The sequence below is a fragment of the Antribacter sp. NEAU-D49 genome, assembly GCF_057158775.1.
In genome coordinates this window covers 22,597-44,282 of the sequence record NZ_JBXTSN010000009.1, presented here as the reverse complement: position 1 = coordinate 44,282, position 21,686 = coordinate 22,597, and the positions used below count along the sequence as shown (strand labels likewise).

18 protein-coding genes are annotated in these 21,686 nt (G+C 74.2%); 4 read left to right on the top strand and 14 right to left on the bottom strand.

Annotated elements, in window-relative coordinates:
• The first annotated feature begins 102 nt into the window (after positions 1–102).
• Together AC060K_RS09230 and deoC are read left to right on the top strand one after the other, a co-directional pair.
• The gene (locus tag AC060K_RS09230) at positions 103–1,248 is read left to right on the top strand and encodes an adenosine deaminase (protein ID WP_483765139.1); all 1,146 of its coding nucleotides are present in this window, start codon (positions 103–105) and stop codon (positions 1,246–1,248) included.
• Positions 1,245–1,970 carry a deoxyribose-phosphate aldolase gene (gene deoC, locus AC060K_RS09225; RefSeq protein ID WP_483765138.1) on the top strand — a complete coding sequence of 242 codons (726 nt, stop codon included), beginning with the start codon at positions 1,245–1,247 and terminating at the stop codon, positions 1,968–1,970. Before AC060K_RS09230 ends, deoC begins: the two co-directional genes overlap by 4 nt.
• Positions 1,971–2,037: 67 nt before the next feature.
• On the opposite strand, the gene AC060K_RS09220 is transcribed toward deoC, so the two are convergent.
• From AC060K_RS09220 to AC060K_RS09205, 4 genes are all read right to left on the bottom strand, one after another.
• Complete coding sequence (locus AC060K_RS09220; RefSeq protein WP_483765137.1) at positions 2,038–4,737, bottom strand: glycosyltransferase family 8 protein; 2,700 nt, start codon at positions 4,735–4,737, stop codon at positions 2,038–2,040.
• A gap of 265 nt (positions 4,738–5,002) precedes the next feature.
• Positions 5,003–5,833 (bottom strand): siderophore-interacting protein, encoded by an 831-nt coding sequence (locus AC060K_RS09215; protein ID WP_483765136.1) that lies wholly within the window; start codon positions 5,831–5,833, stop codon positions 5,003–5,005.
• 26 nt (positions 5,834–5,859) lie between these two features.
• Positions 5,860–7,767 carry a phospho-sugar mutase gene (locus AC060K_RS09210; protein WP_483765135.1) on the bottom strand — a complete coding sequence of 636 codons (1,908 nt, stop codon included), beginning with the start codon at positions 7,765–7,767 and terminating at the stop codon, positions 5,860–5,862.
• A 28-nt stretch (positions 7,768–7,795) separates the two neighbouring features.
• Entirely contained in the window at positions 7,796–8,635 is an 840-nt protein-coding gene (locus AC060K_RS09205) for a purine-nucleoside phosphorylase (protein WP_483765134.1), read from the bottom strand.
• 64 nt (positions 8,636–8,699) lie between these two features.
• Between AC060K_RS09205 and AC060K_RS09200 the strand changes: the two genes are divergently transcribed.
• Complete coding sequence (locus tag AC060K_RS09200; protein WP_483765133.1) at positions 8,700–10,241, top strand: NAD(P)H-quinone dehydrogenase; 1,542 nt, start codon at positions 8,700–8,702, stop codon at positions 10,239–10,241.
• Positions 10,242–10,274: 33 nt separating this feature from the next.
• On the opposite strand, the gene AC060K_RS09195 is transcribed toward AC060K_RS09200, so the two are convergent.
• The 10 genes from AC060K_RS09195 to AC060K_RS09150 all read right to left on the bottom strand — a co-directional run bounded on the left by AC060K_RS09195 (position 10,275) and on the right by AC060K_RS09150 (position 20,671).
• Positions 10,275–10,742 (bottom strand): hypothetical protein, encoded by a 468-nt coding sequence (locus AC060K_RS09195; protein WP_483765132.1) that lies wholly within the window; start codon positions 10,740–10,742, stop codon positions 10,275–10,277.
• Between the two features lie 9 nt (positions 10,743–10,751).
• Positions 10,752–11,267 (bottom strand): NUDIX domain-containing protein, encoded by a 516-nt coding sequence (locus AC060K_RS09190; protein WP_483765224.1) that lies wholly within the window; start codon positions 11,265–11,267, stop codon positions 10,752–10,754.
• 115 nt (positions 11,268–11,382) lie between these two features.
• Positions 11,383–13,173, bottom strand: coding sequence for an acetyl/propionyl/methylcrotonyl-CoA carboxylase subunit alpha (locus tag AC060K_RS09185; protein WP_483765131.1), 1,791 nt, complete (start codon positions 13,171–13,173; stop codon positions 11,383–11,385).
• 177 nt (positions 13,174–13,350) lie between these two features.
• Positions 13,351–14,007: a Maf family protein gene (locus tag AC060K_RS09180; RefSeq protein ID WP_483765223.1), complete on the bottom strand. Its 657-nt coding sequence runs from the start codon at positions 14,005–14,007 to the stop codon at positions 13,351–13,353.
• Between the two features lie 140 nt (positions 14,008–14,147).
• Entirely contained in the window at positions 14,148–15,164 is a 1,017-nt protein-coding gene (locus tag AC060K_RS09175; RefSeq protein ID WP_483765130.1) for a type IV toxin-antitoxin system AbiEi family antitoxin domain-containing protein, read from the bottom strand.
• 215 nt (positions 15,165–15,379) lie between these two features.
• Entirely contained in the window at positions 15,380–17,092 is a 1,713-nt protein-coding gene (locus tag AC060K_RS09170) for a DUF885 domain-containing protein (RefSeq protein ID WP_483765129.1), read from the bottom strand.
• Between the two features lie 84 nt (positions 17,093–17,176).
• Positions 17,177–18,169, bottom strand: coding sequence for a hypothetical protein (locus AC060K_RS09165; RefSeq protein WP_483765128.1), 993 nt, complete (start codon positions 18,167–18,169; stop codon positions 17,177–17,179).
• Complete coding sequence (locus tag AC060K_RS09160; protein WP_483765127.1) at positions 18,166–18,405, bottom strand: acyl-CoA carboxylase epsilon subunit; 240 nt, start codon at positions 18,403–18,405, stop codon at positions 18,166–18,168. Before AC060K_RS09160 ends, AC060K_RS09165 begins: the two co-directional genes overlap by 4 nt.
• The gene (locus AC060K_RS09155; protein WP_483765126.1) at positions 18,402–18,938 is read right to left on the bottom strand and encodes a hypothetical protein; all 537 of its coding nucleotides are present in this window, start codon (positions 18,936–18,938) and stop codon (positions 18,402–18,404) included. The genes AC060K_RS09160 and AC060K_RS09155 overlap by 4 nt, the downstream gene beginning before the upstream one ends.
• Positions 18,939–19,075: 137 nt before the next feature.
• Positions 19,076–20,671, bottom strand: coding sequence for an acyl-CoA carboxylase subunit beta (locus tag AC060K_RS09150; protein WP_483765125.1), 1,596 nt, complete (start codon positions 20,669–20,671; stop codon positions 19,076–19,078).
• Positions 20,672–20,789: 118 nt separating this feature from the next.
• On the opposite strand from AC060K_RS09150, the gene AC060K_RS09145 reads away from it, so the two are divergent.
• Positions 20,790–21,683 (top strand): biotin--[acetyl-CoA-carboxylase] ligase, encoded by an 894-nt coding sequence (locus AC060K_RS09145; protein ID WP_483765124.1) that lies wholly within the window; start codon positions 20,790–20,792, stop codon positions 21,681–21,683.
• Positions 21,684–21,686: the final 3 nt, after the last annotated feature.

The following is a 21,686-nucleotide window of genomic DNA, read 5'->3' as shown; positions in this document are numbered from 1 at the left end:
GGGGGCGCCCCCCCCCGCGCGGGGGGGGGGGGGGGGGGGCCCCCGGCCCCCCCCCCCCCGGGGGGGGGGGGGGGGCCCCCCGGCGCCGGGTAGGTTGGTCGCATGACCACGCTCGACGTCGCCACGGGCTCGCGCCCGACGGCGGACACCATCCGCGCCCTGCCGAAGGTCGTGCTGCACGACCACCTCGATGGTGGCCTGCGCCCGCAGACCGTGCTGGAGCTCGCCGAGGAGGTGGGGCACACCCTGCCCGCCACCGACGCCGAGTCGCTCGGTACCTGGTTCCAGGAGGCGGCCGACTCCGGCACGCTCGTCCGGTACCTCGAGACCTTCGACCACACCATCGCGGTCATGCAGACCGCCGACTCCCTGGCCCGCGTGGCCCGTGAGGCCGTGCTGGACCTGGCGGCTGACGGCGTCGTGTACGCCGAGCAGCGCTGGGCTCCCGAGCAGCACCTGGCCAAGGGCCTGTCGCTGGAGGAGACCGTCGAGGCCGTGCAGGCGGGCATCGACGAGGGCATCGCGCTCGCCGCGGCCGAGGGCCGCATCATCCGCGTGGGCCAGCTCGTCACCGCGATGCGGCACGCCGACCGCTGGCAGGAGATCGCGGAGCTGGCGGTCGCGTACCGCGACCGCGGCGTCGTCGGTTTCGACATCGCGGGCGCCGAGGACGGGTTCCCGCCGTCGCGCCACGCCGAGATCTGGGACTACCTGGCCCGGAACAACTTCCCGGTGACCATCCACGCGGGCGAGGCCGCGGGACTCGACTCGATCGCGGAGGCCGTGCACCTCGGCCGCGCGGACCGGATCGGGCACGGCGTGCGCCTCATCGAGGACATCGCCTTCGTCCTGGACGGCGACGAGGCCGACGGCGACTCCGACGGCGGCTACGCCGAGCTCGGCCCGCTGGCGCACTGGGTGCGCGACCACCAGGTCGCCCTCGAGCTGTGCCCGGTGTCCAACCTGCAGACCGGTGCCGCCGAGTCGATCGCCAAGCACCCGATCACCCGGCTCAAGGAGCTGGACTTCGCGGTCACGCTCAACACCGACAACCGGCTCATGTCGCGCACCTCGATGTCGCACGAGATGGAGCTGCTGGTGGCCGAGGCCGGCTGGACCATCGACGACCTGGTCGACGTCACCGTCACCGCCGCCTGGAGCGCGTTCATGCACCACGACGAGCGCCGGGCGCTCGTCGACGACGTGATCGTCCCGGGCTACCAGGCAGTGCAGGGGGCGGTCCGATGACGCTGGACCGGCCCACCCTCGCGGCCTTCGTGGACCACACCCTCCTCAAGCCGGAGGCCACCACCGCCGACGTCACGGCCCTCGTCGAAGAGGGCGCCGCCCTCGGGGTCTTCTCGGTGTGCGTCTCGCCCACGTTCGTCGCGCACGCGGTGTCCACGGCGGCCGGGCGGCTCGCCGTCGCCACGGTGTGCGGGTTCCCCTCGGGCAAGCACCGCAGCGCCGTGAAGGCGTACGAGGCGGCGCAGTCGGTCGCTGACGGCGCGGACGAGGTCGACATGGTCATCGACGTCGGCGCGGCCAAGGAAGGCGACTTCGAGGCCGTGCAGGCCGACGTCGCTGCTGTCCGGGCGGCCGTGCCGGCGGGCAAGATCCTCAAGGTGATCATCGAGTCGGCAGCGCTGACCGACGACGAGATCGTCGGTGCGTGCCGGGCGGCCCAGGCCGCGGGCGCCGACTTCGTCAAGACGTCGACGGGCTTCCACCCCGCAGGTGGCGCCTCGGTGCACGCCGTCCGGCTGATGGCGGAGACCGTGGGCGGGCGGCTCGGGGTCAAGGCATCCGGCGGCATCCGCACCCTCGCTGACGCGCTCGCCATGGTCGACGCGGGCGCCACGCGCCTCGGGCTGTCCGGGACCGCTGCGGTCCTCGACGGCTTCGACGCGCCCGACGGCGGCGCGGCCCAGCCGGGTGCGACGTCGGCCACGGGCGACGCCGGCTACTGAGCGCAGCAACGCCGAGACAGTGCGTCCGTCCGTCCGGACGAACGCACTGTCTCGGCGTTGAGCTGTGTCAGCGGGTCGCGCGGCGCTCCGCCACGTAGCCCTCGGCCTCCTGCCAATGCTGCCGCAGGTGGATGTAGTTCTCCGTGCTCCACGGCTTGACCGGTCCGGCCCAGTGGACCAGGGCGGGCTCGGTCACGACCTCCTGCGTGGGCCACGCGTTCCACCGGTCGTCCATGACGAGGTACCGGGAGCCCGCGTAGGCGTTGAGGATGTCCTGGTCGTTGAGGCCGTAGCGCTCCGCGTACGGCACGAACTCCGCCGTGAAGCGGTCCGCGCGCATGACCGCGAGGTTGAGCAGCAGGATCCCGGCGTTGAAGCCCCGGAAGCCGTGCCGGTGCCGCTGCGTGGTGCTGCGGACCAGGTCGCGCGCGGCGGCCGGGTCGTGGCGCAGCAGGCGCGTGGACCGGATGACGTTGCCGATGCCGTGCCGGTAGTTGTACGAGATCGACGGGCGCGCGAGGAGCGGCGCCCCGCCCAGGTCGGTGTCGTACAGCGGGGTGAGGTCCGTGACCGCGAGGGCGTCGAGGTCGTGGTACAGCACCTTGTCGAGGTGCGGCAGGAGCTCCGGCAGCAGCAGGCGGTCCATCGTCGCGACGGTGATGTGCTTGAGCATGCCGAGCACGGACCCGTAGTCGACGTCGTCGCAGGCGAACCACTCGAAGGTCACCTCGGGGAAGAGGGCCGCCAGGCGGGCGTGGTCCGCGGCGCCGTGCTCGCGCGTCAGGGCGACGACGCGGACGGGGCGGTCCGTGTGGCGTACGACGCCACCCACGACCACCTCCATCTGGGAACGCAGGTTGCCGTCGAGGGCGACGGCGACGTTGACCGGCTCGCCGGTTCGCGGCCGGCTCGCCTCGACCCGCACCCGCGTAGCGCGCACGTTCTCCACGGCGGCGTGGACGTCGAACGACGCCACGGGTGCCTGGACCGGCTCGGCGTGCACGCGGCGCGCGTGCTCGACCAGCGCCGCGGTGTGCTCGCGCCAGACCGCGTAGACCTCGTCACGGGACGCGCCCGCGAGGATGCGGCTCATGGCGGGCGCGACCAGGTCGCGGATCCGCGACTGCATGGCCCGGCGGTCCTCCTCGGTGGCGTCGAGGAGCCCGGCGAAGCGGATGTCGGCGTTGTTCTTCGGCGTGAAGTCGACGTTGGCGCCGATGGCCCACGCCGGGAGGAAGCAGTGCAGGCGCGACGTGACGACCTTGGAGTAGTCGGTCCGGTACGAGTCGAGCAGCGCCACCGCGTCGTAGAGGTTGCGGCTGAACGACGCGCTCCGCACCTCGGGGTAGGAGTGGGTGACCACGGCGTCGTCGATGCTCGGCGCCGCCGTGTCCACGTAGACCCGCGGGGCGTCCGCCGGAGCGGCCGCGTGCTCGGCGGGGAACACGGTGCTCACCGTGGTGGTGAGGCAGCCCGAGAAGAACGCCGGGACGCCCGCGTTCAGGAGCAGGTGGACGGTGGTCCAGTCCCGGCAGCCGATGGGGCCGTGCGCCTTGAGGTAGTCCACGGCGGTGGGCGTGAGGATCGCGTACTTGTTCACATGGAACGAGACGAAGATCGGGTTCAGGTTCTCGTGGAAGGGGAAGCCGAACCGCAGGTCGAACTGGTTGTGCATGTACCAGCCGAAGGCAAGCATCCACGTGTTCTCGGGCACCGAGTCCAGGTAGGTCACGTCGCGCTGTACCACGGTGAGGTGCACGTCGGCACCGGGACCGGCCACCTTCAGCTCGGGTCGCACGCGGCCGGCGAGGAAGGACACGGGCTCGGTGACCTCGGGGTCGCCGTGCAGGCGCAGGCCCTCGTGGCGCACCAGGTGGCCGAGGCTCGCGACCGTCTGCACGTTGTCGCCGATGTTGCTCGACGAGACCACCTCGTCGGGAGCCTTGTAGTCGATGACGGCGAACGACACCTGGCCGGCGGGGATGCGCGGGGCCGGGGCCGGGTAGGCCGCCTTGCGGATCCACGGCTCCAGGTAGTCGAGGGACGCCTCGGTGCCGTCGCTCAGGCCGGGTGCCTTGCGGGCCGCGTCGACGGCGCCCTGGGCGAGGGTGTACTCGTCGGCCACGAAGAAGAGGCGGGCGAGCTCGAGCAGGACGGCCGGGTCGCTCACGGCGCCCGTCTCCAGCCAGCGCGTGGCCACCGGGACGGCACGCGGGTCGCGGGAGGCGATGCCGGCGCGCAGGTACTCGGCAGGGGCCAGGCGGGCCGCGTCGTCCTCCTCGAGGGAGGAGAGCAGGTCCCACGCCAGGTCGCGGAGGCCGGAGCGCTGGGCCAGGAGGGCGGAGCCCACCACCCCGGCGCTGCGGGTGGCCGGCTGTGCGGCGAGCGAGTGGCAGAGCGCGCGCCACTCGGCGGCGTTGATGCCGGTGGCTTCGCGCACCGAGGTGGCGACGGCCTCGTCGAGCGGGAGGCCCCGGCGGATCGCCTGGGTGATCAGGACGTCGCTCGTGGGGGTCTCGACGACCTCGACGAAGGGCTTGTCCCAGGAGCGGTTCGGCGCGGACCACGCCTCGCGCGGCTGCCGGTTCTCCTCCTTGGCGGCGGTCCAGGACTCCTGGTCCGACGGCGTGACGGGACGCAGCTCGGTGGCGTGGTGCTCGGTGTGCTGGAGGGTGTCGAGCGCACCCTCGGCGGCCTCATGACTGAGCGCCGCGTGCGCCTCCTCACTCGTGTGGAACCCGGTGAGACGGCGGCTGACAGGGGACATGGCTTCTCCTTGCGAAGTCGGTGTGGACAGGTCCGTCGTCCCGGGTCGGGGGCTCACGGTGGCGCGAGTGTACGGCAGACGCGTTACGGGAATGAGTTACGGATCTGCGGGCTTTCCGGGGCCTTCGCGATCACGTGTCCGAGCCTGACTCTAGGCGTCTAGAGCCTGGGTCGCACCCGTTGTCCTCGCACACGACGAAGTGCGCACCCCTGGTGCGCCACGCCCCGGCGTGGCCCTCAGGAATGCGCACTCGGTAGGTCGAATCCTAGTGGGCCGAGACCAGTGCTAGGTCATCCCTCTCCACGGCCGCCTTCCACTCCGGCTTCTCGGCGCGCCAGCCCTCGTCGGAGCGCCCCCGGCGCCAGTACCCGGAAGCCGAGAGCTGCTCCCGCGGGACCGCCAGCTCGGTGCGGACCCAGCGGCGCAGGTCGCGCACGCACGCTGCCTCACCGTGCAGGAAGACCTGCGGCACGCCCTCCGGCAGCGCCCCGGCGGTGTGCGCCGCGCGCACGGCCGTGGCCAGGTCGCCGCCGTCCCGGCGGTGGACCCAGGTGACGAGCACGTCGCCCGTCAGCGTCAGCTCCTGACGCTCGGCCGCGTCCTCCACCTCGACGAACGCGCGCGCCACGGCGCCGTCGGGCAGCGCCTCCAGGGACGCGGCGACGGCGGGCAGGGCCGACTCGTCGCCGATCAGCAGGTGCCAGGCGGCGTCCGCCCCGGGGGCGTACTCGCCGCCGGGGCCCAGGAACGTGACCTCGTCGCCCGGCCGGACCCCGGCGGCCCACGGCCCGCCCACGCCCTCGAGCGCGTCGCCCGTGCCGTGCACCACCACGTCCACGTCCCACTCCGTGGCCTCGCCGCTGCCGCGCACCGCGCGCACCGTGTAGGCGCGCAGGAGCGGGCGCCCGTCCTCGAGCTCGCCGAGCACGAGCTTGACGTAGCGGTCGGAGAACGGCAGCGGGCCGAGCGCCGCGAGAGCAGGGCCGCCGAGCGTCACGCGGATCATGTGCGGTGTCACGTGACGTGCGCGCGTGACCGTCGCGGTGGTGGGCACGCCCTTGCGGCGCCGGACCTCGGGTACCGGGTTCTCTGTCATGGTGAGGCAAGCCTAACCTGTGCCCGCTAGATGCCCAGCGCCGCCCGCAGGTCGTCCTTGATGCGCCCCAGCTTGCGGTGGGCCTCCGCCCGCGCCTCGCCCAGGGCGTCCGTCGTCGCGTCGGACGGCACGGCCGTCACCACCTCCAGGTAGCACTTCACCTTGGGCTCGGTGCCGCTCGGGCGGACGATCACCCGCGTGTCGTCGGCGCCGACGAGCACCACGCCGTCGGTGGGAGGGAGCCCGTCGGAGCCCGCGGAGAGGTCCACGACCCGGGCGACGCCCGCGCCCGCGAGGGTGCGCGGCGGGGTAGCACGGAGACGCGACATGGTGCCCGTGATGTCGTCCAGGGAGTCGAAGCGCGCCGACAGCTGGTCCGTCACGTACAGGCCGGAGGCGCGGGCGATGTCGTCCAGCGCGTCCAGGAGCGTGCGCCCCTCCGCCTTGAGGCGGTCGGCGAGCAGGGCGACGCTGACCGCCGCGGACAGCCCGTCCTTGTCACGGACGTGGGCGGGGTCGAGGCAGTAGCCCAGCGCCTCCTCGTAGCCGAACACGAGCCCGGGCGTGCGCGAGATCCACTTGAACCCGGTCAGCGTCGTGGCGTGGCGCAGCCCGTGGCGTGCGGCGATCGCGCCCAGGAGACGGGACGACACGACGGAGCTCGCCAGCACCCCGGCCTCGGTGCCCGGACCGCCGGCCCGGACCCTCGCCGCCTCGAACGTGGCGGCCTCCCAGCCGAGCAGCGCGCCCACCTCGTCGCCGTGCAGCATGCGCCAGCCCTGCGACCGTGCGGTCTCCGGGCCGCGGTACGCCCCCACGGCGGGGTCGAGCACGGCCACGGCGCACCGGTCGGCGTCCGGGTCGTTCGCCAGCACGACGTCGGCCGCGCAGTCCTGCGCCACGGCCAGCGCCATGTCGATCGCCCCGGGCTCCTCGGGGTTGGGGAACGTGACGGTCGGGAAGCGGGGGTCCGGGTCGAGCTGCTCCTCCACCGGCACCACGTCGCGGAAGCCGGCGTCGGCGAGCACCCGCCCCAGGACGACGCCGCCCACGCCGTGCAACGAGGTGGTGACGATGCGGAGCGACCGGGGCCCGCCCGTCGCGAGACCGTCGGTCCGGGCGGCGAGGGCGGCCACGGACGCGAGGTACGCCTCCGCGAGGTCCCGGCCCAGCACCGTCCAGCCGGACCCCGCCCGCGGCACGTCGGCGGCGGGCGGGGCGGCGGCGATGCGCTCGGCGATGCGCGCGTCGTACGGCGGGACGATCTGGGCCCCCTGCCCGGCGTCGGTGACGGCGCGGCCGCCGAGATAGACCTTGTACCCGTTGTCGGCCGCGGGGTTGTGGCTCGCGGTGACCATGACCCCCGCGTCGGCGTCGAGGTGCCGTACGGCGAACGCGAGCACGGGGGTGGGCAGCGGGCGCGGCAGCAGCAGCACCTCGGCACCGGCCGCCGTGAGCACCGCCGCGGTGTCCTCCGCGAACTGCGCCGAGCGGTACCGCGCGTCGTAGCCCACGACGACGCGCGGGGCGCCGTCCTGCCCGTCCAGCGCGGACGACAGGTACGCCCCGAGCCCGGCGGCGGCCCGGATCACGACAGCCCGGTTCATGCGATTGGGGCCCGCCGCCATGGCGCCCCGCAGCCCCGCCGTGCCGAACTGCAGGGACCCCGCGAACCGGTCGCGCAGCTCGGCCAGCGCGGCGGCGTGCACCCGCGCGGGCCGTGGGTCGCGCAACGACGGGTCCACCGCCGCGTCGGCGTTGCGGACCGACGGCGGGGTGTGCGTCACCCGGTCCAGGAGCGCCCGCAGCTCCGCGCGGTCGTCCTCGTCGACGTCGGACCGTGCCCACGCTTCCGCGCGGTCGATCAGGCCCTGGACGTCATCGCGCGGGTCGGAACCCGGCGCGTCGGTGTCGAGCGGGATGCTGGACGTCATACGGTCCGACCTCCTCGGCGCGGCGAGATCACAGCTGCTTGACGATGCGCGCGAGCAGGTCGCTGATCCGAGGGCCGGCCGCCGCGCCCGCCTCCAGGACCTCCCCGTGCGAGAGCGGCGTGGGGCTGATCCCCGCCGCGAGGTTCGTGACGAGCGAGATGCCGAGGACGTCGAGCCCGCACTGCCGGGCCGCGACGGCCTCCAGGCCCGTCGACATGCCGACCAGGTCGGCGCCCAGGACACCCGCCATCCGCACCTCGGCCGGCGTCTCGTACTGCGGCCCGCGGAACTGGGCGTACACGCCCTCCGGCAGGTCCGGGTCGATCGTCCGTGCCAGGTCGCGCAGGCGGGGCGTGTAGACGTCCGTCATGTCCACGAACGTGGCGCCCTCGAGCGGGGACTGGCCGGTCAGGTTCAGGTGGTCGCGGATCAGCACGGGCTGGCCCGGTCGCCACGCCATGTGGAGCCCGCCGCACCCGTTGGTGAGGACCAGCGTGGTGGCCCCGGTCGCGGCGGCGGTCCGCACGCCGTGCACCACCCGGCGCAGGCCGTGCCCCTCGTAGAGGTGAGTGCGCGAGCCGAGGACCAGCGCGTGGCGCGTCGAGCCGTCCGCCCGCTCCACCCGGATCGAGCGCGTCACCGGCAGGTGCCCGCCCACCGCGGGCTTGGTGAAGCCCGGGATCTCCGCCGTGGGGATCTCGGCCACCACGTCACCCAGCAGCTCCGCCGCACCGCCCCAGCCGGAGCCCAGCACGAGCGCGACGTCGTGGCCGGGCACCCCGGTCTTCGCGGCGATGAACTCGGCGGCCTCGCGGGCCACCTCGAACGGGTCCGTGGCGGGGTCGTCCAGGGAAGGTGCGGTGGTCATGCTCCGAGGTTATCCGCATCACGGCGGCGGCGCTGTCCTCCGGCGGCCTGACAGAATGGGGTCCGTGAGCGCCGAGAACACCGAGACCCCCACGCACGTCGTCGTCGTCGGAGGAGGCCCCGGAGGCTACGAGGCCGCGCTCGTGGCCCGCAGCCTCGGCGCCCGGGTCACCGTGGTGGAACGCCAGGGTGTGGGCGGTGCCGCGGTCCTCACGGACGTGGTGCCCTCCAAGACGCTGATCGCCACCGCCGAGTGGATGACCATCGCCGACCGCGCGCCCGAGCTCGGCATCCGGATGCCCGACCAGCTGGACCTCGCCGGAGACGTCTCCGTGAGCCTCGCCACAGGCAACATCCCCGTCGTGAGCCCCCAGCTGGCGCCCTCCCCGGCGCCCGGGGCCCCGGGCACGCCCGGGGCGACCCGTCCGGCGTCGGACCTCAAGCACTTCGTGGACCTCCGCGCCGTCAACGCGCGCGTCCTGGCGCTCGCGGCGGCGCAGAGCGCCGACATCCGCGGCCGGCTGGAGCGCGAGGGCGTAGAGGTCGTGACGGGCACGGGGCGCCTCGACGGCCCGGAGCGCGTCGTCGTGGACCTCGCGGAGGGCGGCACGCGCACCCTGGAGGCCGACGCCGTCCTCCTCGCCCTGGGCGCCACGCCGCGGACCCTGCCCACCGCCGTCCCCGACGGCGACCGGATCCTCACCTGGACCCAGGTGTACAACCTCACCGAGCTGCCCGAGCGGCTGATCGTCGTGGGCTCGGGCGTCACGGGCGCGGAGTTCGCGGGGGCCTACAACGCGCTGGGGGCCGACGTCGTCCTGGTGTCGAGCCGCGACCGTGTGCTCCCGGGCGAGGACGAGGACGCGGCCGAGCTGCTCGAGGGCGTGTTCCGCTCCCGCGGCATGACCGTCATGTCGCGCTCCCGGGCGGAGTCGGCGATGCGCACCGCCGACGGCGTGGCGGTGACCCTGGCCGACGGCCGGGTGGTCCACGGGTCGCACGTCCTCATCGCGGTGGGCGCCGTGCCTTCCACCCAGGGCCTCGGTCTGGAGGAGGCCGGGGTGCGCCTGTCGGCGTCGGGCCACGTGGTGGTGGACAAGGTCTCCCGCACCTCGGCGCGCGGCGTCTACGCGGCCGGCGACTGCACCGGGGTGCTGCCGCTCGCGTCCGTGGCGGCCATGCAGGGCCGCATCGCGATGCACCACGCGCTGGGCGGGGGAGTGTCGCCGCTGGCCCTCGGCACGGTGGCCGCCAACATCTTCACGGCGCCCGAGATCGCCACCGTCGGGTACAGCGAGGAGCGCCTCAAGGCCCAGGGCTCCCGCTACATCACCACGACGCTGCCCCTGGCGCGCAACCCGCGCGCCAAGATGCTGGGCATGCGGGACGGGTTCGTGAAGCTGTTCGCGCACCCCGAGGCGGGGGTGGTGCTGGGCGGGGTGGTCGTGGCCCCCCGGGCGTCCGAGCTGATCTTCCCGGTCACGCTCGCGGTCCAGAACCACCTCACCGTCGACGACGTCGCGTCGGCCTTCACGATCTACCCCTCGCTCTCGGGGTCGATCGCCGAGGCCGCGCGGGTCCTCGACGCGAGGGTGGCCGCGCCCTGACCTGACTGACCGCCGGGCGTGTCCCGGCAGCCGTCAGGTGACCGTGCCGTCCACGAGGATCTGGCCGTCCTGGACGCGCAGCGAGCTGACGGTCAGGCCGGGCAGCCGCGCGTCGAGCAGGCGCTCCACGTCCACGGCGATGCGGGCGTCCGGCTGGACGTCCACGACCCCCGGCGGCAGGCCCTGCTGGGCCAGCGCCTGCTCGATGGGGGCGGCCGCGAGGCTGAGCAGCTTGTGGGCGGGCAGGCCGGCCGCGTTGGCCTCGACGGCGAGCGTGGCCACGCCGCGGGTGAACGACTCGACGCGCACGTCCGCCCGGACGATGGGGGCGATCTTCACGGCGAGCCGCAGCGGCCCGGGGAGGGAGTCCAGGCGCCGGAGGTCGAGGACGACCCGCAGCACGTCGCCGTCACCGGCGACCGAGGTGATGACGGGCGGCGGCGCCTGGCCGCTGAGCTTCGCGAGGCCCAGGGCCTCGACGGGAGTAAGCCGGATATGCACTGCTCGACCCTAACCCGCCGCCGACGCGGGTCGCTCGCCGCGCGCCGACCCGTCGTCGTCCAGAAGGGCCAGGAGGCCAGGCAGCGCCTCGGCGAAGGCCGGCAGGAGCGGCAGCGTGGCGAGCTCGTCCACCGGTACCCACCGCACCTCGAGGCTCTCCTGGTCGGCCGCGGCCGGACGGACCGTCGCACCCGGTGCGACCTCGGCGACGACCGTGGTGTACCGCCACGCCGGATGCTCCAGCGTGGAGGAGCCGACGACCCGGAGGGCGGCGGGGTCCACGGCAGCCTCCTCCTGCGCCTCGCGGAGAGCCCCGGCGAGGGGCTCCTCGTCCGGCGCGAGGGCGCCGCCCGGGATGCCCCAGGTGCCGCCCAGGTCGGACCAGAGGGCCCGGTGCTGGAGCACCACGTCCGTCACCCGGCCCGTCGCGTCGCGCCGGGCGACCAGCAGGCCCGCCGCCCCGAACAGGCCCCAGTGCCGGTGGTCCTCGCACGCCACCCAGCCGTCGCCAGGGTGCCGGTGCAGCCCCTGCGGCGGCTGCGGCGCACCGGCGAGGCGCTCGGGCGCGTCAGCGCCCGGACGGGACCAGGCGGCAGGGGCGGGCGGCGAGTCGTCGTCGGGCACGGGTCGAGCCTACGGCTCAGGACTCCGAGACGATCTCGCAGATCGGCGCGCCGGCGGTGACACCCGCACCCGGCGTCGCGGTCAGCGACCGCACGACGCCCGAGCGGTGCGCCACCAGGGGCTGCTCCATCTTCATGGCCTCCAGGACCACGACGAGGTCGCCCTCGGCCACCTGCGCGCCCTCCTCGACCGCGACCTTGACGATGGTGCCCTGCATGGGCGACGTGAGGGTGGTGCCGCTCGCCGTGGCGGCCTTGGGCCCGTTGCGCCGGGCCGGACGGCGAGCCGCGTTCGCGGACCGTGCCCGTCCCGCGGCCACACCCAGACCGACCGGCAGGACGACCTCCAGCCGGCGGCCACCCACCTCGACGACGACGCGCTCGGCCAGCACCTCCGGCTCGTCGTCGGCGACCGGCGCGGGGGCCGGTGCGAGAGCCTTGAGCGTGTCGGCGAACTCCGTCTCGATCCAGCGCGTGTGCACGCGGAAGGGGCCGCCGTCCGTCGGCACGAACGCGGGGGCCTCCAGCACCGCCCGGTGGAACGGGACCACCGTGGGGATGCCCTGGACCTCGAGCTCGCGCAGGGCACGGCGGGCACGCTCCACCGCCTGCTCGCGCGTGGCGCCCGTGACGATGAGCTTGGCGATCATCGAGTCGAACGCGCCCGAGACCGTGTCGCCCTCGACCACGCCGGTGTCCACGCGCACGCCCGGTCCGGAGGGGAAGCGCAGGGTGGTGATGCGGCCCGGCGCCGGGAGGAAGCCGGCGGCCGGGTCCTCGCCGTTGATGCGGAACTCCAGGGAGTGCCCGCGGACCGTTGTCGAGTGGTAGCCCAGCTTCTCGCCCGCGGCGATGCGGAGCTGCTCCCGGACCAGGTCGATCCCCGTGACCTCCTCGGTGACGGGGTGCTCCACCTGGAGTCGCGTGTTCACCTCCAGGAATGAGATGGTGCCGTCCGCGCCCACGAGGAACTCGCAGGTGCCCGCGCCCACGTAGCCGGCCTCCCGGAGGATGGCCTCCGACGCCGCGTACAGGGACTTCTCCTGCTCGGCCGTGAGGAAGGGGGCTGGGGCCTCCTCCACGAGCTTCTGGTGCCGGCGCTGCAGCGAGCAGTCACGGGTCGAGACCACCACGACGTTGCCGTGCTGGTCCGCGAGGCACTGCGTCTCGACGTGGCGCGGCTTGTCCAGGTAGCGCTCCACGAAGCACTCGCCGCGGCCGAACGCGGCGGTCGCCTCGCGCACCGCCGAGTCGAAGAGCTCGTCGATCTCCTCGAACGTGCGGGCCACCTTGAGGCCGCGACCGCCGCCGCCGAAGGCCGCCTTGATCGCGATCGGCAGGCCGTGCTCCTCGGCGAACGCGCGCACCTCCGCGCCGTCGGCCACCGGGTCCGCCGTGCCGGGGACCAGGGGCGCGCCCGCGCGCTGCGCGATGTGGCGGGCGCTCACCTTGTCGCCCAGCGCGTCGATCGCGCTCGGCGGGGGGCCGATCCAGATCAGCCCGGCGTCGATCACCGCCTGGGCGAACTGTGCGTTCTCGGAGAGGAAGCCGTACCCGGGGTGCACCGCGTCGGCGCCCGACCGCCGGGCGACATCGAGCAGCTTGCCCATGTCCAGGTACGTCTCGGCCGCACGGGCGCCACCGAGAGAGAACGCCTCGTCGGCGAGACGCACGTGCAGGGCCTCGCGGTCCTGGTCGGCGTAGACGGCGACCGACGCGACGCCGGCGTCGGCGCACGCGCGCGCGACGCGGACGGCGATCTCCCCGCGGTTCGCGATGAGAACCTTGGTGATCCTTGAACTGAGCACGGCTCACGGTAACGCGTCTCGGTACGCCCGTCGGTGCTCCGGCGCAACCTCACCACGAAGATTGGAAAAGGGGCCAACCGTGTCTGGGGACGTTTGGAGGAATCCACCATGGCCAGGTGGTCCGACCCCGGTCCGGGCCGGGGTCGGCCTGTCGGGTTCCGACAGGAGAGGGGTTTCTCAGGCTGCCCGCAGGTCGCGCCACGGGATGCCGAGCTCGCCGAGCAGCTCACGCAGCAGCGGGAGGCTGAGGCCGACGACGCCGTGGTGGTCGCCCTCGATCCGCTCGACGTACGGGCCGCCGAGCCCGTCGATCGTGAAGGCGCCGGCCACCTCGAGCGGCTCGCCCGTGGCGACGTACGCGTCGATCTCGTCGTCGTCCAGGTCCGCGAACCAGACGGTTGTCGAGCTGGTGGAGCCCAGCGTGGCGCCCGTGCCGCCCGACTCGTCGTCCCGCAGGTCGACGATCCAGTGGCCCGTGTGCAGCACGCCGCGGCCGCCCCGCATCGCGCGCCAGCGCTCGCGCGCCTCGTCGGGCCCGGCGGGCTTGCCGAAGATCTCGCCGTCGATCTCCAGCATGGAGTCGCAGCCGACGACGATCTCGTCGCCCTCGGCCGCCAGCTCCGCGTGCTCGCCCGACTCGAGGGTGGTGGCCACGTCCTCCGCCTTGGCCTGGGCCAGGATGAGGACGGCGTCGACGGGGTCGAGGTCGCCGAACCGCGCGGCGGCGTCGGACAGGACACGTTCCTCGTCCACGCCCGAGACCAGGACGTCCGGGCGGACGCCGGCGGCGTTCAGCGTCGCGAGGCGGGCGGGGGACCGGGAGGCGAGGACCATACGGGGCACGCGCGCCAGAGTACTGACGATCGGCCGGGAAGGGTCCTGGAATGCGTGATCCGTGGTGATCGTCACGCGCCCTCGGTGGGGTCCGCTTCGAGAACGTCATCAGGTGGTGCGTGGACCTGGGTAGCGATACCTCATGACGTTCTCGAAGCGGACCGGAGCTCGACCGCCAGCCCACGCTCCACCTGCTGGCCGGGCTTCCACCCGAGCCGGGACAGCTGCTGGGCGACGGCTGCGCCGATCCCTCCGGACCGGGTGCTGTCCGCGGGCCGGAACCGGAGCAGGACGATGCGGCCGGTGCTGAGCAGGCCGTTCTGCCGGGCCGAGTCCTTCACCAGGGCTTCCGGGCGCCCGTGCGGCCCCAGGCCGTCGATCTCGACGACGAGCCAGCGGCCGTCCGGCAGCAGCCAGGCCAGGTCGACGCGCGCGAGAAAGCGGCCGTCCAGGGTGAACACCACCTGGGTGTCGTCCGGCGGGACGCCGTGGTCCAGGCAGGAGAGGCGGGCAGACGTCTCCGCCGGCGACTCGTCACCGGCCTCGGCGAGCCGGAACCAGCCGTGGACCGACACCGCCCCGCGGCCTCCGCGGATCAGGTCGTGCACGCGAGCGAGCCCGGGGGCGTCGATCATCGACTGGTTCAGGGCGCTGCTGAGGACCGCGACGCCCTGCTCCCGAGTCAGCCCGGGCAGCGCCTGGGCGAGGGCGTGGTCGATCCGCGCCACCTGCCGCGGTCCGATCCGGCTGGTGGGAAAGGGGCGGTACTGGCGAACGAGGATGCCGTCCCGGCCGCGCCGGTGGGCACCGTCCGGGAGGGCGACCTCCGGGACCACGACCCGCGGGAGGCCCTGGACCCGGTGCAGGGCGAGGGAGCAGGCGCCGACGGCGATCGCTTCCGCGAACGCGAGAAGACCGATCCAGGCGGCTCGCCGACGGAGGTGGTCGTGGAAGTCGTCCCGGCGACGCTGGTGGGGTGGGACGGGATCGGTGTCGTAGACGCCCCGGGTGACCCGCTGCCATCTGCACTGGGCGACCAGCCGTGCGACCCGCTGCCGGCTCAGCCCTGCGGCGTCGCACTGTGCCGTGGAGACGAGCCCCTCCTGGTGGTGGGCGAAGGTCATGACGTCTGGGGGGATCGGCAGGAGGGCGCGCATCTGCTGATGGGACCAGCAGTCGTGTGTCCGCCGAGGAGTGGACGCCGCACCCTGTGGACGGTGCGGCGCTCCTTGTCCCTGGGGTCGGGCTCGGTGGGTGGTCCCGCCGTGCCCGAGGCCGGTTGTGGTCCGCTTCGAGAACGTCATCAGGTGGTGCGTGGACCTGGGTAGCGATACCTCATGACGTTCTCGAAGCGGACACCGGGACGGCGGGGTCAGGCGATGGCGTCCTTGAGGACGTCGAGGCCCACCGAGCCGAGGTTCAGCGCGCGGGCGTGGAAGACCTTGGCGTCGAACGCCTCGCCCTTCGCGGACGCCGCGGCCCGGGCCTCGTCGCGGGTCTGCTCCCAGAGGCGCTGGCCCACCTTGTACGACGGCGCCTGGCCCGGCCAGCCCAGGTACCGGTTGTACTCGAAGCGGACGAAGCCCTCCGCCATGTTGACGTTGGCCTTGAGGAACGGCCACGCCTTCTCGGCGTCCCACGTGCCGCCGCCCCACTGCTCGGGCGCCGGCAGGCCGAGGTGCACGCCGATGTCGAACACCACGCGGGCGGCGCGCATGCGCTGCGCGTCGAGCATGCCGAGGCGGTCGCCCGGGTCCTCCATGAAGCCGAGGTCGGCCATGAGGCGCTCGGCGTACAGCGCCCAGCCCTCGCCGTGGCCGGACACCCAGCAGGCGAGCCGGCGCCACGTGTTCAGGGTCTCGCGCGCGAACACCGCCTGGCCGCACTGCAGGTGGTGGCCGGGGACGCCCTCGTGGAAGACGGTGGTCTTCTCGCGCCACGTGTTGAACTCCGTGACCTCCGGCGGCACGGACCACCACATGCGGCCCGGGCGCGACCAGTCGTCGCTCGGGGGCGTGTAGTAGATGCCGCCGTTCTGGGTGGGCGCGATCATGCACTCGAGGGTCAGCACGGGCTCCGGGATGTCGAAGTGCGTCCCGTTCAGCGCGACGATCGCCGCGTCGGACGTCTCCTGCATCCACGCCTTGAGGGCGTCGGTGCCGATGAGCTTGCGGGACGGGTCCTCGTCGAGGAGGCGCACGGCGTCCTCCACGGTGGCGCCGGGTCCGGCGATCTGGCGGGCCACCTCCTCCTGCTCGGCGACGACGCGGGCCAGCTCCTCGAGACCCCACTGGTAGGTCTCGTCGAGGTCCACCGTGGCGCCGAGGAACTGGCGCGAGAACAGCCCGTACCGGTCGCGGCCGACCGCGTCCTGCTCGGGTGCCTGGGGGGCGAGTTCCGTCTCGAGGAACTCGGCCAGCCGGCCGTACGCCTCGCGGGCCGCGGTGGCGCCGTGCTCGAGCTCCTTGCGGACCAGGCTGCAGGCGGCGGACTCGTCGAGCACGGAGCGGGCCTCCTTGCCGTCGACGAACGACCGGAAGAACGACTCCGGACCCGCCAGCTCGCGAGCCTGGGTCACGACCTCGCGCACCTGGCGGATCGCGGCCACGTTGCCCCGCTCGGCGGCGAGCCGCAGGGACTCGGTGTAGCCGTCGAGGGCGCCGGGCAGGGCGCCGAGGCGGGTGGCGATGTTCTCCCACGCCTCGACGGTGCCGGTCGGCATCATGTCGAAGATGTCGCGGAGGAACTGCGCGGGGGAGGCGATGTTGTTCAGCTCGGCGAGCGGCTCGCCGGCCTCGTGCAGCTCGAGGTCCAGGCCGACACGCTCGCGCATCGCGGCCAGGGTCACGCGGTCGACGTCGTCCGCGGGCTCCAGGCCGTCCAGCTCGCGCAGCACCGCGCGGTTGGCGTCGGCCAGCGCCTCGTGCCCGGCGGGGGAGAGGTCGCTCATCAGGTGGTCGTACCCCGCGAGGCCCATGGCTGTGGCGTTGAGCGGGTTGAGCTCGGCGATCCGGGTCACGAACGCGTCGGCGACGGCGTCGATCGCCGTGGGGGTGCGGGTGGCAGGGGTGTCAGGTGTGGTCACCCGCCGAGCCTACGACGCACCGCCGGTCGCCCGGGGCTCCTTTTCGGCGGGATCCCCGCCGCAGGGGGAGCCCCCGGACGGGGTTCACCCGCGGGCGCGGGCCGCCTCCGCCAGCGGGACCAGGCGCGCGGCGAACGCGTGCTGCTCCACCGTGGACCGCGGGGTCCACCATGCGTCCGGGACGGGCACGGTCTCCACCTCGACGCCCCGGTGGCCCAGGATCGTGGTGAGGACGACCGCCGTCGTGGACGGGAGCGACATCACGCGCTGGCCGGGCTTCATGCCCGACAGGCGCAGCTCCAGGGCCGCCCCCGGGTCGGCGACGGTGACGCCCGGGGTGCGGGCGAGCACGCGTGCCACGGCCGGGTTCTCCCGGCGGAACGGCAGGTAGAGGAGCGGGCCCTCGGCGGCCATCGACAGGACCCACCCGAGGTAGCCGTCCTCGTCGACGAGCCCGGTGGCCACCAGCTCGGAGCCCAGCACCACCGTCGGCTCGGGCGGGGTCTCGTCCATCGGCTGGGTGGCGAGCCACGTGAAGTCGTTGCGGACCACGTTCACCCCCACGGCGACGAGCCGCTCGGCGACGTCGGACGCCAGGGGGAGCGCTGTGAAGACGGTCAGGCGGCCGCGGCGGGCCAGGTCGCGCAGGCGGGCGGCGGCGAGCCGGCCGAGGACGCGGCGTCCCGCGCCGAGACGGAGGCCGGGCCGGATCAGGGCGGCGTCGGGGGACGCGAGGATGCGGGCGAGGTCGAGCGCCGCCAGGCCGTCGTCGACCAGCACGATCGAGCGCACCGGCCGGGTGAGGAGGGCCAGCTGGAACAGGCCGGAGAACGCCTCGCCCACGATCCGGCCCGGCTCGAACGACGTCAGGGCCGCGCCGGGGCCACGGACGTCGAGTGTCACGCCGTCGGGCAGAACTGACGCGGCCACGGTGTCGCGGACCTGCTCGAGCGAGGGCACGTCCGAGCGGACGTGCACGCGCGTGGGCCTGCCGCCCAGCCCGGCGGCGTGCGCCTCGATGGTGCAGATCAGCTGCAGCGGCGACTCCACGAGCGCCCCGACGGCCCCGCGGGTCATGACCGGAGGCTCCAGCGCCACGCGTCGGCGTTGTGGCGGCCCTCGCGGCCGCCGAAGCTCCTCGCCGTCGCGCCCGCCCCGTTGCCGCGCAGGGTCCGCGTGTGGTTGGTCCACTCGTCCACGGGCGCCGCGTCCTCGGGCTCGCCGGCGGCGGCCACGGCCGCCAGGCCGGCGACCAGGGCGGCGACCTCGAGGTCGTCAGGCTCGCCGCGGACCACGCGTACCTCGGAGGTCATCGTCCGTGCTCCTCCTCGTCGCCGAGCGCGTCGTTGCCGAACCCGGGGGCCTCGCCCCGCGACGCCGCCCACTCGACCACGTCGTAGCCGCCCTCGTGGAGCTGCTCCGCGACGCCCTCGCCGGCGGCGTCCAGCAGGTCGATCACACCGTCGATCGTCGCGTCGCCACCGCCGGCGGTCACGAGGAAACCCAGGTAGAACGCCTCGGCATCGGCCGGGTTGACGTGGTCGTCCAGGTCCACCGACTCGCCGTCCTCCGGCTCCCACACCGACGACGTGAGGTCCGGGTGCATGCCCAGCGCGTCGTGCAGCGTGTCGAACAGCGTCGCGTTGAGTCGCCCGATGCGGTCCTCCAGCGCGAGGATGCGCGGGTCCTCGTCCGCCTCGGAGGCGCCGAACTCCGCACGCACGCCCACCGCCGCCTTCACGTACTCGTGCAGCGTCGAGGCCAGCGCGTCCACCGCGCGGTGCATCGGCTCGGGATCGACGGCGCCCATCGGTGCGGGACCGTGTGTGGCGTCCTCGTGACTCATGTGTGCCTCCGTGCAGTCGGCGCCCGACGTTCGGACGTCCCCATTGTCGCGCGCCCTCCTGGGTACAGGCCGCCGCCGAGGGGGTGACCTGGTGCACCCGGGTGCACCAGGCCGCCGTCGGGCAGCCCCGCGGTGCCTCAGAGCGGGATGTTGCCGTGCTTCTTGGGCGGCAGGCTCGCGCGCTTGGTCCGCAGCGCCCGCAGGGCGCGGACCACCTGGATGCGGGTCTCGGACGGGCGGATCACCGCGTCGACGTAGCCGCGCTCGGCCGCGTCCCACGGGTTGACGATCGCCTCCTCGTACTCCGCGGTGAGCCGACGGCGCTCGGCCTCCACGTCCCCGCCCGCCTCCGCCACGGCCTTGAGCGCCCCGCGCTGCAGGATGTTCACGGCGCCGCCCGCCCCCATGACGGCGATCTGCGCCGTGGGCCACGCGAGGTTGACGTCCGCGCCGAGCTGCTTCGAGCCCATCACGATGTACGCGCCGCCGTAGGCCTTGCGCGTGATCACCGTGACGAGCGGGACCGTGGCCTCCGCGTACGCGTAGATCAGCTTGGCGCCGCGGCGGATGATGCCCTGGTGCTCCTGGCCCACGCCCGGCAGGAAGCCCGGCACGTCCACGAACGTCAGCACCGGGATGTTGAACGCGTCGCACGTCCGGACGAACCGGGCGGCCTTCTCGGCCGCGTCGATGTCGAGCGTGCCCGCCATGGACAGCGGCTGGTTCGCCACGATGCCCACCGACTGGCCCTCCACGTGCCCGAACCCGACCAGCACGTTCTGCGCGAACAGCGGCTGCACCTCGAGGAACGCGCCCTCGTCGAGGACGGCCTCCACCACGCCGCGCATGTCGTACGGCTGGGAGTCGCTGTCGGGGACCAGCTCGTCGAGCGCCTCGTCCTCGGCGGTGACCTCCAGCGGGAGGTCGTCCGGCGGGAAGGCGGGGGCGTCGCTCAGGTTGTTCTGCGGCAGGTACGCCAGCAGGTGGCGCACGTAGTCGATCGCGTCGTCCTCGTCGGCGCCCATGTAGTGCGCCACGCCCGAGGTCGCGTTGTGCGTGCGCGCGCCGCCGAGCGTCTCGAAGTCCACGTCCTCGCCCGTGACCGCACGGATCACGTCCGGGCCGGTGATGAACATGTTCGACGTGCCGTCGGCCATCACGATGAAGTCGGTCAGCGCGGGGGAGTACACCGCGCCGCCCGCGCTCGGGCCCAGGATCAGCGAGATCTGCGGGATCACGCCCGAAGCGGCGACGTTGCGCCGGAACATCTCCGCGAACTGCGTCAGCGCCGCCACACCCTCCTGGATGCGGGCGCCGCCGCCGTCGCTGATGCCGATCAGCGGCACGCCCGTGCGCAGCGCCAGGTCCTGCACCTTCGTGATCTTCTGGCCGTGGACCTCACCCAGGCTCCCGCCGAACACCGTGAAGTCCTGGCTGTACACGCAGACCTGCCGGCCGTCGACCGTGCCGTAGCCCGTCACGACCCCGTCGCCCGCGATCCGCTTCTTCTCCAGCCCGAAGTTGCGGCTGCGGTGCATCGCGAGCGCGTCCAGCTCGACGAAGCTGCCCGGGTCCAGCAGGGCCTCGACGCGCTCGCGGGCCGTCTTCTTCCCGCGCTTGTGCTGCTTCTCGCGGGCCGTCTCCTCCGGGGAGTCGATGGCCTCGGCGCGGCGGCGGTCCAGGTCCGCCAGCTTGGCCTGGGTCCCGGAGAGCGTGGTGGTGGCGTCGTTCACGTGGCCGAGCCTAGTTGGCGGCTGCCGCCAACTCGATGGGTGAGGTGCCAGCGGGTCTGCGGGCGGCGTTGTGGGAAACCTCCAAGCGCCCGGCGCCCGGGCGAGGGAGGATGGACACGTGACGCTCCTCCTCGACCGGCCCCCGCTCGACCGGGGCCGCCTCGCGCCCCTTGCGCGGCGGGGTGGTCCCCTCGCCCGCCTCGAGGTGGTCGACACCTCGCCGTCCACCAACGCCGAGCTCGCCCGCCTCGCGCCGTCGTGGCCCGTGCCCGCCGCGCTCGTGGCCGAGCACCAGACGGCGGGCCGCGGCCGGGCGGGCCGCACCTGGGAGACGCCCGCCCGCGCCGCCCTGACCGTGTCGGTCCTCCTGCGGCCCGACGTCCCGCCGGCCGCCCTCGGCTGGCTCCCCCTCCTGGCGGGGCTCGCCGTGGTGCGGGCGCTGGAGGCCGGCGCTTCGGCGCCCCTCGGCGCGCGCGTCAAGTGGCCCAACGACGTCCTCCTGCCGTCGGACCTGCCCGCCGCCGGCCTCGGCCCGTACCGCAAGGTGGCGGGCATCCTCGCGGAGGTGGTGCCCGACGCCGGCGCAGGGACCCCCGGTCGCCCCGGCAGCGGCGGCCCGACGGCGGTCGTGGTCGGCATCGGCCTCAACGTCTCCCAGGGCGAGGCGGAGCTGCCCGTCGGGTCGGCCACCTCGCTGGCGCTCGCGGGCATGACCGGACCCGGCGGGAACCCGCCCGACCGGACCGGGCTCCTGGTGCGGCTGCTGGGAGAGATGAGCTCCGTCGTCGGACGCTGGGAGGCCGCGGGCGGTGACGTCGCTGCCGCGGGGCTGGACACGCAGTACGCGGCGGCGTCGGCGACGCTCGGCACCGGCGTGCGGGCCGAGCTGGCGGGCGGCGGCGGGGTGATCGAGGGCGAGGCCGCCCGGCTCGACGCGACCGGCGCGCTCGTGATCCGCACGCCCGAGGGGGAGCAGACCGTGTCCGCGGGCGACGTGCACCACCTGCGCTGAGGG

Bases quoted from the DNA above. Each gene is read 5' to 3' on its own strand.
- AC060K_RS09230 (WP_483765139.1), top strand. From the start codon at position 103: ATGACCACGCTCGACGTCGCCACGGGCTCGCGCCCGACGGCGGACACC.
- deoC (WP_483765138.1), top strand. From the start codon at position 1,245: ATGACGCTGGACCGGCCCACCCTCGCGGCCTTCGTGGACCACACCCTC.
- AC060K_RS09220 (WP_483765137.1), bottom strand. From the start codon at position 4,737: ATGTCCCCTGTCAGCCGCCGTCTCACCGGGTTCCACACGAGTGAGGAG.
- AC060K_RS09215 (WP_483765136.1), bottom strand. From the start codon at position 5,833: ATGACAGAGAACCCGGTACCCGAGGTCCGGCGCCGCAAGGGCGTGCCC.
- AC060K_RS09210 (WP_483765135.1), bottom strand. From the start codon at position 7,767: ATGACGTCCAGCATCCCGCTCGACACCGACGCGCCGGGTTCCGACCCG.
- AC060K_RS09205 (WP_483765134.1), bottom strand. From the start codon at position 8,635: ATGACCACCGCACCTTCCCTGGACGACCCCGCCACGGACCCGTTCGAG.
- AC060K_RS09180 (WP_483765223.1), bottom strand. From the start codon at position 14,007: ATGGTCCTCGCCTCCCGGTCCCCCGCCCGCCTCGCGACGCTGAACGCC.
- AC060K_RS09175 (WP_483765130.1), bottom strand. From the start codon at position 15,164: ATGCGCGCCCTCCTGCCGATCCCCCCAGACGTCATGACCTTCGCCCAC.
- AC060K_RS09165 (WP_483765128.1), bottom strand. From the start codon at position 18,169: ATGACCCGCGGGGCCGTCGGGGCGCTCGTGGAGTCGCCGCTGCAGCTG.
- AC060K_RS09160 (WP_483765127.1), bottom strand. From the start codon at position 18,405: ATGACCTCCGAGGTACGCGTGGTCCGCGGCGAGCCTGACGACCTCGAG.
- AC060K_RS09155 (WP_483765126.1), bottom strand. From the start codon at position 18,938: ATGAGTCACGAGGACGCCACACACGGTCCCGCACCGATGGGCGCCGTC.